General features: G+C 73.1%; 18 protein-coding genes. 6 read left to right on the top strand and 12 right to left on the bottom strand.

Annotation, left to right across the window (positions count from 1 at the left end):
• Nucleotides 1–83 precede the first annotated feature (83 nt).
• A complete protein-coding gene (locus EES41_RS32760; protein WP_123081539.1) occupies nucleotides 84–524 on the top strand; it encodes a MarR family winged helix-turn-helix transcriptional regulator in 441 nt (146 codons plus the stop codon).
• 76 nt (nucleotides 525–600) lie between these two features.
• Here the strand turns inward: EES41_RS32760 and EES41_RS32765 are convergent, their stop codons facing one another.
• The gene (locus EES41_RS32765) at nucleotides 601–1,077 is read right to left on the bottom strand and encodes a MarR family winged helix-turn-helix transcriptional regulator (protein ID WP_123081540.1); all 477 of its coding nucleotides are present in this window, start codon (nucleotides 1,075–1,077) and stop codon (nucleotides 601–603) included.
• Nucleotides 1,078–1,200: 123 nt separating this feature from the next.
• Here EES41_RS32765 and EES41_RS32770 point away from each other — a divergent pair, with 123 nt between their 5' ends.
• Entirely contained in the window at nucleotides 1,201–1,611 is a 411-nt protein-coding gene (locus EES41_RS32770; RefSeq protein WP_073779955.1) for an organic hydroperoxide resistance protein, read from the top strand.
• Nucleotides 1,612–1,722: 111 nt separating this feature from the next.
• Here EES41_RS32770 and EES41_RS32775 read toward each other — a convergent pair whose 3' ends face one another.
• On the bottom strand, nucleotides 1,723–2,781 hold the full coding sequence (locus EES41_RS32775) for a LacI family DNA-binding transcriptional regulator (RefSeq protein WP_123081541.1): 1,059 nt from the start codon (nucleotides 2,779–2,781) through the stop codon (nucleotides 1,723–1,725).
• A gap of 418 nt (nucleotides 2,782–3,199) precedes the next feature.
• Here EES41_RS32775 and EES41_RS32780 point away from each other — a divergent pair, with 418 nt between their 5' ends.
• Entirely contained in the window at nucleotides 3,200–3,811 is a 612-nt protein-coding gene (locus tag EES41_RS32780) for a HutD family protein (protein WP_123081542.1), read from the top strand.
• A 127-nt stretch (nucleotides 3,812–3,938) separates the two neighbouring features.
• On the opposite strand, the gene EES41_RS32785 is transcribed toward EES41_RS32780, so the two are convergent.
• Nucleotides 3,939–4,382: a hypothetical protein gene (locus EES41_RS32785; protein ID WP_254211656.1), complete on the bottom strand. Its 444-nt coding sequence runs from the start codon at nucleotides 4,380–4,382 to the stop codon at nucleotides 3,939–3,941.
• A gap of 177 nt (nucleotides 4,383–4,559) precedes the next feature.
• On the opposite strand from EES41_RS32785, the gene EES41_RS32790 reads away from it, so the two are divergent.
• The 3 genes from EES41_RS32790 to EES41_RS32800 are packed head-to-tail and all read left to right on the top strand — an operon-like array spanning nucleotide 4,560 to nucleotide 7,278.
• Nucleotides 4,560–5,801, top strand: a complete 1,242-nt coding sequence (locus tag EES41_RS32790) for a sensor histidine kinase (RefSeq protein ID WP_254211657.1) — start codon at nucleotides 4,560–4,562, stop codon at nucleotides 5,799–5,801.
• Entirely contained in the window at nucleotides 5,789–6,442 is a 654-nt protein-coding gene (locus tag EES41_RS32795) for a response regulator transcription factor (RefSeq protein WP_123081544.1), read from the top strand. The genes EES41_RS32790 and EES41_RS32795 overlap by 13 nt, the downstream gene beginning before the upstream one ends.
• Before the next feature lie 47 nt (nucleotides 6,443–6,489).
• Entirely contained in the window at nucleotides 6,490–7,278 is a 789-nt protein-coding gene (locus tag EES41_RS32800; protein WP_164496003.1) for a hypothetical protein, read from the top strand.
• On the opposite strand, the gene EES41_RS32805 is transcribed toward EES41_RS32800, so the two are convergent.
• The 9 genes from EES41_RS32805 to EES41_RS32845 form a co-directional block, all read right to left on the bottom strand.
• Nucleotides 7,275–7,952: a hypothetical protein gene (locus EES41_RS32805; RefSeq protein WP_123081546.1), complete on the bottom strand. Its 678-nt coding sequence runs from the start codon at nucleotides 7,950–7,952 to the stop codon at nucleotides 7,275–7,277. The genes EES41_RS32800 and EES41_RS32805 overlap by 4 nt on opposite strands.
• Nucleotides 7,953–8,072: 120 nt before the next feature.
• On the bottom strand, nucleotides 8,073–10,160 hold the full coding sequence (locus tag EES41_RS32810) for an RICIN domain-containing protein (RefSeq protein WP_250568896.1): 2,088 nt from the start codon (nucleotides 10,158–10,160) through the stop codon (nucleotides 8,073–8,075).
• A 383-nt stretch (nucleotides 10,161–10,543) separates the two neighbouring features.
• The gene (locus EES41_RS32815) at nucleotides 10,544–10,876 is read right to left on the bottom strand and encodes a TcmI family type II polyketide cyclase (protein WP_008742300.1); all 333 of its coding nucleotides are present in this window, start codon (nucleotides 10,874–10,876) and stop codon (nucleotides 10,544–10,546) included.
• A gap of 65 nt (nucleotides 10,877–10,941) precedes the next feature.
• Nucleotides 10,942–11,424, bottom strand: a complete 483-nt coding sequence (locus EES41_RS32820; RefSeq protein WP_123081547.1) for an SRPBCC family protein — start codon at nucleotides 11,422–11,424, stop codon at nucleotides 10,942–10,944.
• Nucleotide 11,425: 1 nt separating this feature from the next.
• Nucleotides 11,426–11,680 carry an acyl carrier protein gene (locus tag EES41_RS32825; protein WP_123081548.1) on the bottom strand — a complete coding sequence of 85 codons (255 nt, stop codon included), beginning with the start codon at nucleotides 11,678–11,680 and terminating at the stop codon, nucleotides 11,426–11,428.
• An 80-nt stretch (nucleotides 11,681–11,760) separates the two neighbouring features.
• Entirely contained in the window at nucleotides 11,761–12,972 is a 1,212-nt protein-coding gene (locus EES41_RS32830) for a ketosynthase chain-length factor (protein WP_123082844.1), read from the bottom strand.
• A 59-nt stretch (nucleotides 12,973–13,031) separates the two neighbouring features.
• On the bottom strand, nucleotides 13,032–14,303 hold the full coding sequence (locus EES41_RS32835) for a beta-ketoacyl synthase (RefSeq protein WP_008742304.1): 1,272 nt from the start codon (nucleotides 14,301–14,303) through the stop codon (nucleotides 13,032–13,034).
• A complete protein-coding gene (locus tag EES41_RS32840) occupies nucleotides 14,300–14,743 on the bottom strand; it encodes a cupin domain-containing protein (RefSeq protein WP_123081549.1) in 444 nt (147 codons plus the stop codon). The genes EES41_RS32835 and EES41_RS32840 overlap by 4 nt, the downstream gene beginning before the upstream one ends.
• Nucleotides 14,744–14,814: 71 nt before the next feature.
• Nucleotides 14,815–15,912: a SchA/CurD-like domain-containing protein gene (locus EES41_RS32845; RefSeq protein WP_123081550.1), complete on the bottom strand. Its 1,098-nt coding sequence runs from the start codon at nucleotides 15,910–15,912 to the stop codon at nucleotides 14,815–14,817.
• Nucleotides 15,913–16,071: the final 159 nt, after the last annotated feature.

Consider the following 16,071-nt stretch of genomic DNA (forward strand, 5'->3'; position numbering starts at 1 on the left):
TACTTCGAAGAAGGTAGGCGGGAATACTTGAGGAGGTCAAGTAAACAATTGATAATGTCAAGCATCTTCAGTACGCTCCAGCCATGAGCGCCACCACTCCGCAGGTCCCCACCAAGCTCCAGTTGCTGGAGCTGCTCGCCGCGATCGGGACCGCCCAGTGGCGCGACTTCGCCGCCGCCGCTGCCCGGTACGGGCTGACGTCCACCCAGGCCCGCGTGCTCGCGCAACTCAACGGCCCGGTGCCGATGCGCGGTCTGGCCACCCTGCTGGTGTGTGACGCGTCCAACGTCACCGGGATCGTGGACCGGCTGGAGGGGCGCGCGCTGGTGCGCCGCGAACCGGACCCGGCCGACCGCCGCGTCAAGAACGTCGTGGCGACGGACGAGGGCCGCGAGATCATCCGGCGGGTGCGCGAGGAGATGCAGGCGACCCACGGCGCCCTCGACACCCTCGACGAGGCGGAGAGCGCGACGCTCTACGCCCTGCTGGAGCGGCTGCGCCGGCCCATGGAGAAGGACGCCTAGAGCGCTCTCGGGCCGCGGGGCCGGTCAGGCCTTTGGGTCGCCCGGCCCGGTCGGGCCCTCGGTCGGCCGCGGTTGGTCAGACTTCCAGCGCGGCCGCGTCGAGCGCGGCGGTGAGCTCGTTCAGGCGCGTCTGCAGGTCGCGGATCTCGGTCAGCTCGAACCCGGTGGCCGCGGCGATCCGCCGGGGCACCTCCACCGCGCGGGTGCGCAGCGCGACTCCCTCGTCGGTGAGGCTGACGTGGACGGACCGCTCGTCCTCGGCGCTGCGCTCGCGGCGGATCAGCCCGGTCGCCTCCAGCCGCTTGAGCAGCGGGGACAGCGTGCCCGAGTCCAGGCGCAGGTGGTGGCCGAGCTCCTTGACGGGCAGCTCGCCGTGCTCCCAGAGCACCAGCATCACCAGGTACTGCGGGTAGGTCAGGCCGAGGTCCTTGAGGACGACGCGGTAGAGGCCCCCGAAGGCGCGGCTCGCGGCGTTCAGCGCGAAGCAGATCTGGCCGTCCAGGCGGAGGAAGTCCTGCTCGCGGGGGGCGTCGGCGGTCGGCTGCTCGGTCATGGTGACCAGTGTACCCAGGCCCCCTTGCGGGCCATTGAGTTGTGTACAACTTAATCGTGTGCAATATTTATATCAGCGGCCGACACCGGCCGCGACGGTTCACCCCTGTGAGAGGACCCTCCGATGGACGCGCTGTACACCGCTGTCGCCACCGCCAACGGCCGCGAAGGCCGTGCCGTCAGCTCCGACGGCCAGATCGACCTCGCGCTGGCCATGCCGCCGGCGCTCGGCGGCAACGGCCAGGGCACCAACCCCGAGCAGCTCTTCGCCGCCGGGTACGCGGCCTGCTTCGCCAGCGCCCTCGGCCTCGTCGGCCGTCAGGCCAAGGTCGACACCGGTGACATCTCCGTCACCGCCGAGGCCTCCATCGGCAAGGACGGCAACGGCTTCGGCCTCGCCGTCACCCTGCGCGTCGAGCTCCCCGAGTCCCTCGCCGGCGAGACGGGCACCCTGCTGGTCAAGCAGGCCCACGAGGTCTGCCCCTACTCCAAGGCCACCCGCGGCAACATCCCCGTCGAGCTCGTCATCGAGTAACCACGGCCGGGTTACCGACCGTGCCGCGCCCGCCGCGGCGCCGCTCCTCGAGCGGCGCCGCGGCGGGCGTTCGCCGTCGCGGGCGTTTCGCCCTCGCGCCGAGGGCCGCGCTCAGGACGAGGCGCGGCGCACCAGCTTCGTCGGGGTGATCACCGATTCCGGCGGCGCGCCGCCGGCAGTGGTGGTCCGGCCCCCGGCCAGGGTGCGCAGCAGCAGCCCGGCCATCAGCCGGCCCATCCCCTCGATGTCCTGGCGCACCGTCGTCAGCGGCGGATCCGCGGCCTCCGCCACCTGCTCGGTGTCGTCGAAGCCGACCAGCGAGACGTCCCCGGGGACACTGAGACCGCGTTCGCGCAGCACCCGCAGCGCGCCCGTCGCCATCAGGTCGTTCGCCGCGAACACCGCGTCGAGCCCTGGGGCGCGCTCCAGCAGCTCCGCCATGGCGCGGGCTCCGCCCGCCGAGGTGAAGTCCCCCTCGGCGATCAGCGCGGGGTCGGCCTCGCGCAGCACGTCCCGGTACCCGTCCAGCCGGTCCGTCGCCGAGGTCTGGTCGAGCGGGCCGGCGATGTGCGCGATCCGGCGCCTGCCCCGCTCCAGCAGGTGCCGTACGGCCTCCCGCGCGCCACCGCGGTTGTCGGCGTCGACGTACGACACCCCGCCCGGCTCCCCGGGGCCGCCGGTCCAGCCCGGACGGCCGCCGTAGACCGTCGGCATCCCGATGCGCCGGGTGATCGCGGGCAGCGGGTCGTCGGTGTGCAGGGAGAACGCGAGCGCGCCGTCCACGTGGCCGCCCGCCAGATAGCGCTCGATGCGGTCGTAGTCCCCGCGGTCCTCCACGAGCAGCAGCACGAGCTGGGTGTCGTGCGCCGTCAGCTCCTTGCTGATGCCGCGCACCTGCCGGGAGAAGAACGGGTCGGAGAAGATCCGTACCTCCGGCTCCGCGATGATGACCGCGACGGCCCCGGTGCGCCGGGTCACGAGGGTCCGCGCCGCCTGGTTGGGTACGTAGCCGAGTTCCCGGATGGCCACCCGTACCTTGTCCACCACGTGCGCGCGTACGCCCTCGCCGCCGTTGACGACGCGGGAGGCGGTGGCCCGCGAGACCCCGGCGCGCGCCGCCACGGCCTCCAGGGTCGGACGGCTGCCGGGCGCGGACGGCTGTGCGGGCACGGGCGGCTCCTCATGCTCCTGATGCGCGGCCGGAGGCGGTGCGCGCCCCGGCGGGCAGCAGGGTAACCCGAACCGCCGGGAGCGTGAGAGCGCTCCCGGCGGATTTGGCCATTACCAGCCGATGCCGAGGGTCGGTGCGGTAGGCGGGTTGGCGTTGCCCAGGATCTGTACGGAGGACTGGCCGGTCGGCCACGTCGTCGTACGGGAAGACGTACCTCGACGAGCCCGCTGACCCCGTCGGCGGCGGCGCCCGCGGCCCGGCCGCTGCCGGTCGTCTGACGCATGAGTGCCCTCTCCGTGGCGCGGACATGGCGCCGGTGGGGAGTTCAGGTTCCGAAGGAACGGGGCGGCGAACACCCGCGATCATGGAGGAGGGAAGCCCCATCGGGTTCGCCGGGCCGACGGAAGGAACAGCGCGATGACCAGTGGCAACGAGGTAAGGGTCCTGCGGGCGGCGGACCGGGCGGCCGCCGTCTGGAAGAACGGCGGGGGAGTCACCCGGGAGATCGCGGCCTGGCCGGAGTCCGCCGGGACGGGCGATTTCGAGTGGCGGGTGAGCCTGGCCGATGTGGCCGCCGACGGCCCCTTCTCCGGCTTCCCCGGCATCGACCGTACGCTCACCCTCGCCGAGGGCGCCGGCATGGACCTCACGGTCGCGGGCGAGCACCGCCTGGTCGACGAACGCTACGCGCCCCGCCACTTCGCCGGGGACGCCCCGACCGACTGCCGGCTCCTGGACGGTCCCGTCCTGAACTTCAACGTGATGTACCGCAGGGATACGACGCGGGCCCAGACCGCCGTCGTACGGGGTGACCTGGCGCTCGCGGCGGCGGAGCCCGGCGAGACGCTGCTGGTGGTCGCGCTGGACGGCCCGGCGACCCTCGAAGGCGCCGGGGCCGGCCCGGGGGACGCCGTCGAACTCGCCCGGTACGACGCGGCCTTGGCGCCGGCCGGGCTCGCCTGCCGGGTACGGACCGAGGGCCGCGCGGCCGTGGTGCGCTTCCGGCCGCGCGGCGGGGGCCGGGTCTGAGCCCGCGCGGCATCCCGGGCCGTGCGCCCTCGTACGCGGGGCGGCGGCGCGGTACGGCGCGGTACGGCGCGGCGGGTACGGCGCCCCCCGGACGTCGGCGCCGCCGCGCCGCCCCGGCTCCGCTCCGTCAGCCGGTGCGGCGTGCCGCCACCGCCGCGCAGAGCAGCGCCAGCGGCAGTTCGGCGCCGGCCGCGAGCAGCAGCGCCATGCCCTGGCCGCCGGTGCCGGCCGAGGTCGTGACGTCGAACCAGGCGTCCACCAGGAGCAGCGCGGCCGTCGCCGCCGCCACCGGGGCCACCCGCGGGTCGCCCCTGCGCAGCAGCATCCCGGTGCCGGTCAGCCCGGCGGCGAGCATCGCGTCCAGGCCGATCCACGCGGTGGACCAGTTGGAGACCTCCGCCGTCCGCGGCAGCGTCTTCGCCAGCACCACCATCCACGGCAGCAGCGCCAGCCCGGCCCCGGTGAGCACCGTCGCCGGCCGGGGCAGCGCCGCGCGCCGGGCCGCACGGCCCGGCCGGGCGCCGCCCCGGGGGCCGCGGCGGGCCTGGAACTGAGGGGTCATCAGGGCCATGTCGGTGGGTCTCCTCCCGGCCCGGCGGGTCCGTCCTGCGGGCACCCCTCCACACTCGTCGCCGCGGCCGCCCGAATCAGTAGCCCCATGGTCCGAACCGGGGGTGGTGCTGGGTACACCCCCGGGCGGGCACCAGCAGGGTGGCATGCCCCTGACCAGTGCGATTACCGTACGGGCATGGCAACTCGCGGCGCTCTGAGGCGTACGTACACCTGGATCGCCGCGCACGGCCCCTGGTCGGCCTGGGCCTGGCGCAACACGGCCTTCGCCGTCGCGGCGATACCGGCCGCTCTGCCCGCCGGGCTCGGCCTGCTGTCCGTCCCGCTCTGGCTGGTCCTCGTACTCGCCCTCGGCCCCCTGCTCGGCCGGCTCCAGCGCAGCCGCTTCTGGTCGCTGCTGGGACTCGAAGTTCCCGAAGTGGTCCGCGCGCACCCCTGGTCGACCCCGAAGGGGGTCGCCGAGCGGCTGCGCTCCGACGCGACCTGGCGGCAGTACGCGTACCACCTCCTCGTCAGCCCCCTCATGGGCCTCGGGGGTGCGCTGCTGGTGCTCGTCTGGGCCGGCGGCGTCGCCGGCGCGAGCGTCTACGGGTGGGCCTGGGCGCTGCCTCCCGACCGTTCGAGCCTCGGCCTGGCGGGCGCCTACGACCTCGTCACCGTGACGGGGGTCCTGCTGCTGCTCGCCGCTCCCTGGCCGGCCGCACTCCTCACCCGGCTCGACTCCGCCGCGGCCGCCACCCTCCTCGGACCCAACCGGGCCCGGGAGCTGGAGCGCCGCGTCGAAGACCTCGCCGAGAGCCGGGCCGGAGTCCTCGACGCCGCCGACCTCGAACGCCGCCGGATCGAGCGGGACTTGCATGACGGGGCCCAGCAGCGCCTGGTCTCCCTCGCCATGAACCTCGGCATCGCCCGCGCCACCCTGCCCGATCTGCCGCCCGAGGCCAAGGCCGTCATCGACGAGGCCCACCGGGAGGCGAAGGAGGCCATCGAGGAACTCAACAGCCTGGTACGGGGCCTGCATCCGGCCGTCCTGGAGGACCGGGGGCTCGACGCCGCGCTCTCCGGGCTCGCGGCGCGCGCCCCGCTGCCGGTGGAACTGACCGTGGACATGGGCACCCGGCCGGGGCCCACCATCGAGGCCGTCGCCTACTTCGTGGTCTCCGAGGCCCTCGCCAACGTCGCCAAACACGCCCGCGCGAAGGCCTGTTCCGTACGCGTGGACCGGATGCCGGACCGGCGGCGCGGGGACCTGCTGCGCCTCGTCGTCACCGACGACGGGGTGGGCGGCGCGGACCCGGCCGGCGGGACCGGACTGGTCGGCCTGCGCAAACGCGTAGGGTCGGTCGATGGAACCATCATGATCAACAGCCCCCTCGGGGGCCCGACCGTCGTCACCGTGGAGCTGCCGTGCGGGCTGTGATCGCCGAGGACTCCGTCCTGCTGCGGATCGGACTCGTCAGAGTCCTCGAAATGGCCGGGTTCGAGGTGGCCGCCGAGACCGGCGACGCCGAGAGCCTGCTGGCCGCCGTCGAGACGCACCGGCCCGAACTGGCCCTCGTGGACGTCCGGATGCCGCCGGGATTCACCGACGAGGGCGTCCGGGCGGCGCTGAGGATACGAGAGGCGAGCCCCGCCACGGCCGTGCTGCTGCTCTCGCAGTACGTCGAGGAGCGCTACGCCGCCGACCTGCTGGCCACCCAGAGCCGGGCCGGGATCGGCTACCTCCTCAAACAACGGGTCGCCGACGTCGAGGAGTTCATCGACGCCCTGCGGCGCGTGGCGGGCGGCGGCACCGCCCTCGACCCACAGGTCGTCGCCCAGCTGCTGCTGCGCCGCGGCGGATCGGACCCGCTCTCGCGCCTCACCCCGCGCGAACGCGAGGTACTGGCACTGATGGCGGAAGGGCGCTCCAACGGCGGCATCGCCGCCGCGCTCGTGGTGAGCGAGAGCGCGGTGGCCAAACACATCAACAGCATCTTCGCGAAGCTCGACCTGTCGGCGGCCGACGGGGACCACCGCCGGGTGCTCGCGGTCCTGCGCTTCCTGGACGGCACACAGTGAGGCCGGCCGACGCGGCCCGGCCCGCACCGACCGCACCGCCCCGCCCGGTGCACCGACGCGCCTGGATCACCGCCGCGCTGCTCAGCGCGGTCCTCGTCGTGGCGCCCGTCGCCTGGCAGGTGCTCGCCTACGGGGTCACCCAGAGCCGCGTCCTGTACGGCGGCAGCGGTGGCCGGCCGGTGACGGCGGTGGAGATCGTCGGGGGCGACGCGAACGTGACCGTCACGCCCCGCTCCGACCGGGAGGTCGGCTACCGGGCGGAGGTCCGCTGGTCCCTCGGGGCGCCCGCCATCGAGGAGAGCTGGCTCGGGGGCTCCCTGAGGCTGACCCCGCGCTGCTCCGGCCAGGGAAGCCTGCTGAGCGCCGGCAACGGCTGCTCGGTCAGCCTGGGAGTGACCGTGCCCGACGGGATCCCCGTCAAGGTCACGGCCGGTGCGGGCCGGGTCGCCGTCAAGGGCCTGAGCGGCAGTGTGGACGCGAGCGTGGGCTCCGGCGCGCTCACGCTGACCGGGCTGCGCGGGGAGCTGCGCGCGGAGGTCGGATCCGGAAGCCTCGTGGCCGGCGACCTGACCTCCGCGCGCGCGGACGTCCGGGTGGGCTCGGGCCGGGGCGAGGCCGCCTTCCTCACCCCGCCGCAGCGGGTGACGGCGCGGGTCGGCTCGGGCCGGGTACGGCTGACCGTGCCCGACGCCGGCCGCTTCCGGGTCGGCTGCGAGGTGGGACCGGGCCGCTGCGAGGTGCCCGAGGCCCTGCGCGACCCGGCCTCCGACCGGGTTCTCGACATCGCCGTGAACTCGGGCCGGGCCCAGGTGGGTTACCCGGACCCGATGCCCTAGGAACGCAGCCTGCGGGCGCGGGCGCGGCGCAGGAGGACACCGGCGGCGGCGCCGGCCAGGGCGGTCGCGGCCACTCCGGCCGTGGTCCACCACAGGGTGCCGTCCCCGCCGTCGCCGTCGCCGTCGCCCGCGGCTTGCGGGGCGGAGCTGGAGGAGGCGGAGGGCGACGGGTCCGCCGACGTGCCGGGAGCTGCCGCCGACGGCGTCGCGGAGGCGTCGGGGGTACCGGAGGCGGCGGGCTGCGGGGCGGTGGGGCTCGTGGCCGGAGCGGGGTCCACCACCGGTACGGCGACCTCCTTGTCCCCGTGCCCGAGCGCGGGGAACCCCACGTCGACGCTGACCTTCCAGGAGCCGGGCGGCAGCGCCTCGGCAGTGGTCCAGCCCGCGGGCTTGCCGGTGTCGCGGACCAGCTTCCAGGGGCCCGCCGAGCGGGCGCCGTCGGGGCTGACGGCGTTCACGGTGGCCGCGACCGTCTCGTCGATGGCGTCCCCGTCGTTCTCCCAGGTGATGTCCGCGGTGACGTGGCCCTCCCGTTGCCCGGTGACCACCACCTTCACGGTGTCGCCGTGGGCCTGGGCGGGAGTGGAGACGGCGAGCGCCATGGCCTGGCACAGGAGCAGCAGGAACCACAGGCCGATGGATCTGAAGGTCGGGAAAGCGTGTCGTGTGCGCATCGTCGCGTTCCTTGGGACGAGTTGAGATGAGAGGGGCCGGCGGGCGGTCGCAGGGGAGGGGCGACCGCCCGCCGGGGAAAGCGGAGCCGGACCGGGCGCGTGGCCCGCGGCTCGGGCCGGTCAGCCGGCCTTCTGGACCGTCCAGACCTGGGCCGGGCGGCCGTCCGCCTTCTGGAGGTCGAGCAGCCAGTACCCGTAGTAGGGGCGGTTGCTGACGGTCAGGGCGAAGCCGCCGCTGGAGTCCGCGAGCGTCATGCCGCCACCGCTGGCCGACATCTTCCACTTCTGCGCGGCGCCGCTCCCACAGGGCTGCTGCGCGACCCACATGCCCGCGGCCGGGGCGCCGCCCATCTGCAGGCACTTGCCGGAGACGGCGGACCGGACGCGGACGAGTCCGCTGCCCGCGTCGTCGAAGTACCACTGCTGCTGGGCGTAGCCGTTGGCGCGTCCGCCGACGAGGACGGTGTTGTCGGCGGTGCGGCCGCCCCACAGCTCGGCGTTCATGCCGGTGCTGCCGTTGCCGAGCAGGTAGCGGGTGTTCGGGGTGGTGGTCCCGCCGCCCTTGCCCGTCGTACGGAAGGAGGTGGTCTTGCCGGGGCCGGTGTCACGGCCGGAGCCGTCCCGGACCGACACGGCGACCTTGTACTCGGTGCCGGGCTGGAGGTTGTAGATCCGCAGCGCGGTCGACTGGACCCACGTCAGGTGCTTGCCGCCCAGCAGGACCTGGTACCAGGCCGCGCCGTCCACCTTGGGCCAGCTCACCACGACGGAGTCCGCCTGGATCTGGCCGGCGGTCACCGTCGGCCCGCCGGTGGGCTGCTTGGTGGGCGTCGGGGTGGGCGTCGGCTTGGAGGTCGGGCTCGCCGTCGGCTTGGGCGACGGGTCGGGGTTGGTGGTGCCGCCCCCGCCGTTGCCCTTCATCAGGAACTGGTTGTCCGCGATGTTCCAGTGCGTGGCCAGGTAGCTGCCCGGCTTGGGGCTGGTGTGGAAGTAGTCGTCGTGGTTGCAGTCCAGGATGTTCTCGGACGCCTGGTTGGTGCAGACGTTGCGCATCTGCGGGTAGTACGGCGTGTCCGAGTAGCACATGACGTCCCACTCGTCCGTGCAGTGCGCGCCCCGGCTGGTGTTGGGCGCGCTGTTGTTGACCGCGCCCAGGTTGTGGCCGAGTTCGTGCGCGGCGGTGTGGCCGCCCCAGCAGCCGGAGTCGGTACGGCCGTAGGAGGGGCCGAAGTTGCTCTGGTTGGTCTGGCCGGGACGCTCGTCGCCGTTGAAGGTGCCGATGCCGCAGTAGACCTGGGTGTCGGCGAAGATCATGTACTTGCGGTCACGGCGGTCGAGGCCCTTGCCGGCGAGCGCGTTGTTCGTCGCGCTGAACTCGGAGAGCGCGGAGGCCGGGAGCTCGATGTTGAGCACCGTCGGGGTGCAGTCGGCGGCCGTGACGTAGCGGATGTGGCGGACGCCGCCCGTCTCCTTGGCGCTCGCCGAGTAGATGAGGTCGGCGTCGGCCGCCCACTTGCGGAACGAGGCCACGTACTCGGCGTACCGGTCGCGGTCGGAGCCGTGGACGTACACGACCTGGACGCGGTTGCCGGTGCTGCCGTCGCCGTCGCACTGGACGGTCTGGCCCGCGGGCCCGGCGGCGACGCCCTGGCTGCCGGAGGCCGCGGCGGGCGCCGGAGCTGCGGCGGGAGCGGCCTTGGCGGACGAGGCGTCCGCGGCGGGCGCGTCCTGAGGACGCCCGCCGCCTTCGGTGCTGGCCGGGTCGCCCGCCTGGGGCTTGGCCGGATCGGCCGCCGGAGCCTTGCTCTTGACGGCGGGCTCGATGTCCTTCTTGATGTCGACGCCCTTGGGCGGGGCATCGGGGCCGTGCGTACAGAGACCGCCTTCGGTGCGGTAGACGCCGACGCAGCGGTCGCCCTTCGGGGCGGCCTTGAGGCCGTCGAAGACCATGCCGCGCTTGGCGTCCGCGTCGGCGGGCTCGCCGACGATGGGCGCCGGCTCCTCGTCGCGTGCCGGTGCGGCGGCCGGTACGACGGTGTCCGCCAGCGAACCGCCGGCCTCCGCCGGTCCTGCCTGGGCGTCGTCACCGAGTCCGGAGTAGGCGATGCCCCCCGCGAGCACCGCCGCCGAGGCCAGGGCGGCGGTGACGAGTATGAACCGCCGGGGTCTGCGCCGGTGTTCGCGCTGCTTCCTTCTGTTTCCAGTCATGCGCACCTCAATTCCTGATTCAGGGGAGTGGGTGCGCGGAAGCCTGCCAGACGGGCGCGGTGGAGAATTCGGACAAACGGGAGCGCGGTCCGAGATACCTGTCTGTTACCTTGTTCTCTTTTCTGATGATCCGTCAATTCACATAAAAAATAAGTGAGTTACGCGCGTCATGGAGTAATGGTCCAGGCCTTTTTGGGGCATGTCGTTATCAAATCGAGATAAGCCTTGAGGCTTATTGACGGCGATTCAGTCAGGGATTCACCCAATTACTACCTGCCGAATTGCCTCGGTCACAAGCGGTGAGGAATCCTCCCCTCCGCCTGACATGCCCGCGGCCGGCATCCCGGATTTCCGGGATGCCGGCCGCGTTCGCCGCCGTGGGACTACCTGCGGGCGTCACGCTCCCAGGTGTAGAACCGGTGCGCCATCGCGTCCTTCGGGCTGCGCCAGGTCTCCGGGTCGTGCGGGCTGATGTACGCCGACAGCCGGTCGCTGAGACCCGTGAACTCCGGGTGCGACGTCGCCCGGGCGATCGCCGGGCCGGGGTCCTTGTCGGACTCGATCAGGTGGAGGTACACCTCGCCGAACTGGAAGAGGCTGCGGCGGCGCACCCCGATCAGGCCGGGCAGTTCGCCGGCGTCCGAGTCGGCGAACAGGCCCGCGATGTCCGGCGCCGAGCCGGGCGCCATTCGGGCCACGATGAGAGCTTGGTGCATCGGGAGGATTCCCCTTTCGTCGTCGTTTTCGTCTGCGGCTCGCGGCTCGCGGCTCGCGGCTCGCGTCAGAGGCGGTCGGCCACGGGCGTACGGCCCTCCCGCTCGCGCTGCTCGATCTTGTCCCGGATGAGGGCCATCTGGATCCGGGAGTTGCGGTTGATGTTGTCCGTCATCCACGCGTCGTCCACCGGGGCCTCCGGCTTCATCGCGAAGTCCTGCACCCACCGCATCCGGGTGCCGCCGCCGGGGGCCGGCGCGTACTCCCAGTGGATGTTCATGTGGGCGAACGGGCCGGTCTCGACCCGGCGCGCCTTCACGGTGAGCGCGTTCCGGTCCAGGGTGCGCTCCGAGACCCAGCTCCACACCACGCCGTTCTCGTCCGGGTGCATCGCGAGGCGGAACTTGGTGGTGTCCCCGACCTTGTCGAGGATCTCGATCGAGGCGTACTCGCTGAAGAGCTGCGGCCAGTTGGGGAGGTCGTTGGTGACGTCCCACACGACGTCGACGGGCGCGTTGACGGTGATCTCGTTGTCGGTGTGTCCAGGCATGTCAGGCTCCGGTCATGAGGCTGCTGTTGACGAGGTCGAGGAACTCGCCGGGGCTCTTGCAGCGGTCCGCGTTCGAGGGGAGTGACCGGCCGCGCCGGTTCTCCAGCTCCCCGACGATGCCGAGCAGGCCCAGTGAGTCGAGGCCGTAGTCGTCGAACCGGGAGTCCGGACGGCTCGCCAGCTCCGTGGGATCGACGGTGATGCCGGCGGTCTTCATCAGGGCCGCGAGTTCTTCCATGGTCAGTCGTTCGGACATGGGTGCCTTCTCTCTTGGCGAGTCCTACGAGTCCTGCTTCCCGCGTGGTGCGGTGGTGCTTCCTTCGAGCGGGCCCGCCCCTACGCGGGGGAATCGGACCCCTTGCGGATCACGAGCGCCGAGTTCGAGCCCATCTGGCCCCGGCTCAGCACCAGCGCCGTCCGGGGCCCGCTGGCCCGGGCGTCACCCGTGACCACATCCAGGTCGTGGCACACCTCGAACACGTTCGGGGTCGGAGGCACGACCCCGTGCTCCAGTGCCAGGACCGCGGCGGCGACATCGAGCGTCGCCGCCGCGCAGTACGCCCGCCCCGTACCGGTCTTGGGCGCCGTCACCGGCACCTTCGACCCGTGGGAGCCGAGCGCGAGGGAGATCGCCCGGGCTTCGGCCGCGTCGGCCTCCGGCGACCCGAAGGCGTCGGCGAACACGACGTCGATCTCCTCGGGAGCGCAACCGGCCTCCCGGAGCGCGCCCCGGATCGCGTGGGCCAGGCCCTCGGCCGACTCCTCCCAGCGCGCCGGTCCGGTGAAGGTCGCGGCGTGGCCGGCCAGTACGGCCCGCACCGTCGCGCCCCGCCGCCCGGCCACGGCCTCGTCCTCGACGACGAACATCGCGCCGCCCTCCGCCGGGACGAAACCGCACGCCTTGTCGGTGAACGGCCGGTACGCCCGCTCCGGGTCCTCGGCGGTGCTCAGCCCCTCGTAACCGAGCTGGCACACCACCGAGTAGGGCGCGAGCGGTGCCTCGGTCGCCCCGGCCAGCATCGCCCGGCTGCCCTGGCGGATCGCCCGGGCCGCGTGAGCGAAGGCGTCCAGGCCGCCGGCCTCGTCCCCGCACACCACACCGCACGGGCCCTTGAACCCGCGCCGGATGGAGACCTGGCCGGTGCTGGCCGCGTAGAACCAGGCGATCGACTGGTACGGGCCGACGAAGCGGGGGCCCTGCCCCCACAGCCGCTGGAGCTCGCGCTGCCCGAATTCGCCGCCGCCCGAACCGGCCGCCGTGACGACGCCCACGGAGTAGGGGTCGTCCTCGTAGTCGGCCCGTCCGAGCCGGGCGTCCTCCAGCGCCATGTCGGCCGCCGCGAGCGCGTAGTGGCTGAACCGGTCGGTCTGTACGAGGAAGCGCTCCTCGACGAGCGTGCCGGGGTCGAAGTCCCGCACCTCGCCCGCGACCCGCAGCGGGAGGTGCTCGCACCCCTGCCGGGTGACGCGGGCCAGGACGCTGTCGCCGGACTCGGTCGCCTTCCAGAAGGCCTCGGCGCCGATCCCGTTGGGAGCGACGATGCCCATCCCGGTGACGACGGTCCTGCCCGGGGTGCCGGCACCCCTGGTACGGCCGCTGCGGCTGTTCACGCGCGTACCTCCTTCGGCCGGGTCATGACGACCGCGGACTGGAACCCGCCGAACCCGCTGCCGACGGAGAGCACGCTGCGCAGCGTGTGCTCGCGGGCCGTGCGCGGGACGTAGTCCAGATCGCACTCGGGGTCGGGCGTCTCGTAGTTCGCGGTCGGCGGCACCACGTGGTGCGTCATCGCCAGCACGCAGGCCGCGAGTTCTATCGCCCCGATGGCGCCGAGCGAGTGCCCCACCATGGATTTGATGGAGGTCATCGGCGTCTTGTAGGCGTGGTCGCGCAGGACCCGCTTGACCGCCGCCGTCTCGTGGCGGTCGTTCTGCTTGGTGCCGGAGCCGTGCGCGTTGACGTAGTCGATGTCCCCGGCGTTGACCTGGGCCTGGCCGAGGGCGGTTTCGATGGCGCGGGCCATCTCCAGTCCCTCGGCGGTCAGCCCGGTCATGTGATGGGCGTTGCCGAACGTCGCGTACCCGCCGATCTCGCAGTAGACCGTCGCGCCGCGCGCCCGGGCGTGCTCCAGCTCCTCCAGGACGAGGACCGCTCCGCCCTCGCCGAGGACGAACCCGTCCCGGTTGGCGTCGAAGGGCCGCGAGGCGTGCGCCGGGTCGTCGTTGTTCGCCGAGGTCGCCTTGATCGCGTCGAAACAGGCCACCGTGATGGGGGACACGGGGGAGTCCGACGCGCCGGCTATGCACACGTCCATCCGGCCCTCCTGGATGGAGTGCACCGCGTAGCCGATGGCGTCGAGCCCGGAGGTGCAGCCCGTGGAGACGGTCTGTACCGGGCCCCGCGCGCCGGTCTGCTCCGCCACCGCCGAAGCGAGGGTGGCGGGAGTGAACGCGCGGTGCAGGTAGGGCGACGCGAGCCGGTGGTCGACGTCCCACCACGAGCCTTCCTGGCTCACGGCGGTGTAGTCGTGCTCCAGCCGGGTGGTGCCGCCGACGGCGGTGCCGAGGGAGACCCCGGTCCGCCAGGCGTCGTCGCCGCCGAGTTCGAGGCCAGCGTCGGCGACGGCCTCCCGCGCGGCGACCAGGGCGAACTGGATGTACCGGTCCGCCCGGGCCGCGCCGTCCTCGTCGAACCCGTGCGCCGCGGGGTCGAAATCGACCTCGGCGGCTATCCGGGAGCGGAACCCGGCCGGATCGAAAAGGGTGATGCCCCGTGTCGCCGTACGCCCGTTGGACAGCAGGTCCCAGAACGCGCGGGCCCCGATGCCGCCGGGCGCGACGACGCCGACTCCGGTGACGGCCACCCGCCGCCGGGTCACGACACCACTCCCGAGTGCTCCGGCGGCCGGTCCCAGCCGGCGCCCTGCGGGTGCGCGGCCTCCTCGGTGTCGACGTGGCCCAGCTCCGGCCGCGGCGCCAGCGGACCGAGGTGGAAGACCATCCGGGCCTCGACGTCCCCGACGTTGCGGAACCGGTGGCGCACGTTGATCGGCACCAGCAGCCCCTGGTCGGTGCGCAGCGGGTGGGTGTCGCCGTCGAGGTCGACCTCCAGCACGCCGCTGACCACGTACACGAACTCCTCGGAGTACGGGTGGTAGTGCTCGGCGATCGACTCCCCGGGGCCCATGATGGCCAGCCCCATGAAGCCGCTGGTCGAGCCCGCCAACGTCGGGGTGAGGACGGCCCGCACGTCGCCGCCGCGCCGGCGGTTGGGCTGTGTCTCGCTGAGGTCGACGATGCGTGGGCGGTGTTTCGTCATGGCTGACTTCCTCCTGGCAGGTGAGGGGGCTGGTGCGGGCCGGACGCGGGTGCTCCGCGGACCCGTCCGGATCACGACCGGGCCGTGGCCCGGCGGTCGGTGATCAGGTTCATGGGGTGGGGCGCGGCCGGGCCGGCACCGGGCGGGGCGGCCAGCAGCCGCTCCAGCACCGCCGCCTGGTGCGGCGATTCGATGCCGAAGTCCGCCGCGGGGCGCTCCCCCGGTGCGCCGGCCACGTCGAAGAGCCGGACGACGATGTCGTCGCGCTGGAAGACGCTGCTGCTCCGTACGGGGCTCTTCGCGTGCCGCGCCGCGGCCTCGTCCTGCCGCGACAGGAACTTCGCGAGCGCCGGACCGCAGCCCGGCTTGGCCGGGTAGAACAGTGCGTGCCGGGTCACCTCCGCCGGTTCCCGCCCGGTCGCGGAGATGTGGTGCACCGCCGGGACCGCCGCGCGCATGAAGAACATCCGCGCGGACTCGTGGTCGGACAGGTCGCGCGCCTGCTCCAGGTACGGGTTGATGGCCTCCTCGACGGCGCGCACCTCGGGCTGCTGTGACACGTGCCGCAGCGCCGCCACCAGGTCGCCCTGGACCTCCACCGTACGTACGACCCGGTTGCCGTGCATGAAGAGCGACGTCCGGCACAGCCGGGTGTGCTCGTCGACCTGGGACGCCGGGGAGGCGTACGAGGACAGCAGGTCCGCGACCTGCTTCTCGCTGCCCGGCTTGACCGTGAAGGTCAGCGCGTGCCGGACGATCCCCGCACCGAGCCGGGGAGCGGGCTGGAGCCGGCCCCGGGGCGGCAGCGCGGCCTCCTCGTAGCGCTTGCCGGTCTCCCGCAGCACGGTGAACTGCAGCGGGCGCATGGTGCGGGCGCAGGCGCCCAGCGGACGCACCTGCTCGACGTGCTGCTCGCTGTTGACCCATGCCAGGTACTGCGGCGCACTCTCCCACTCACTGGTGATGAGCCACTGCGAGGGGTTCTCGAAGGACTGGCAGAGCTGGTCCCCGAGGTGGCCCGGCACGGCGGCGATGTCGTGGCGGAGCTGTTCGTACGCCTCGAAGAACTGCTGCTGGGCCCCCTCGTGCAGGTCCATCAGCAGCACGACCCGGAGCATGGAGCCGTCGAAGGCGGACTGTGACACCCGTTCGGACAGGGTGGTTGTCATCTACTCACTCCTTCGTGAGGGCTTGGAAACCCATCGCGTACGGACTCCTCGTCCGTCATCGGCGGAATCCGCCCGGAGCCCGGCGCCGACGCCGGCCGGGAACGGCAGGCCGGCGCACCAGAGGGGAGCCGCTGTCGCTCATCGTCATCCGACCGGGGA

The organism is Streptomyces sp. ADI95-16 (genome assembly GCF_003721495.1).
Lineage (GTDB): Bacteria > Actinomycetota > Actinomycetes > Streptomycetales > Streptomycetaceae > Streptomyces > Streptomyces goshikiensis.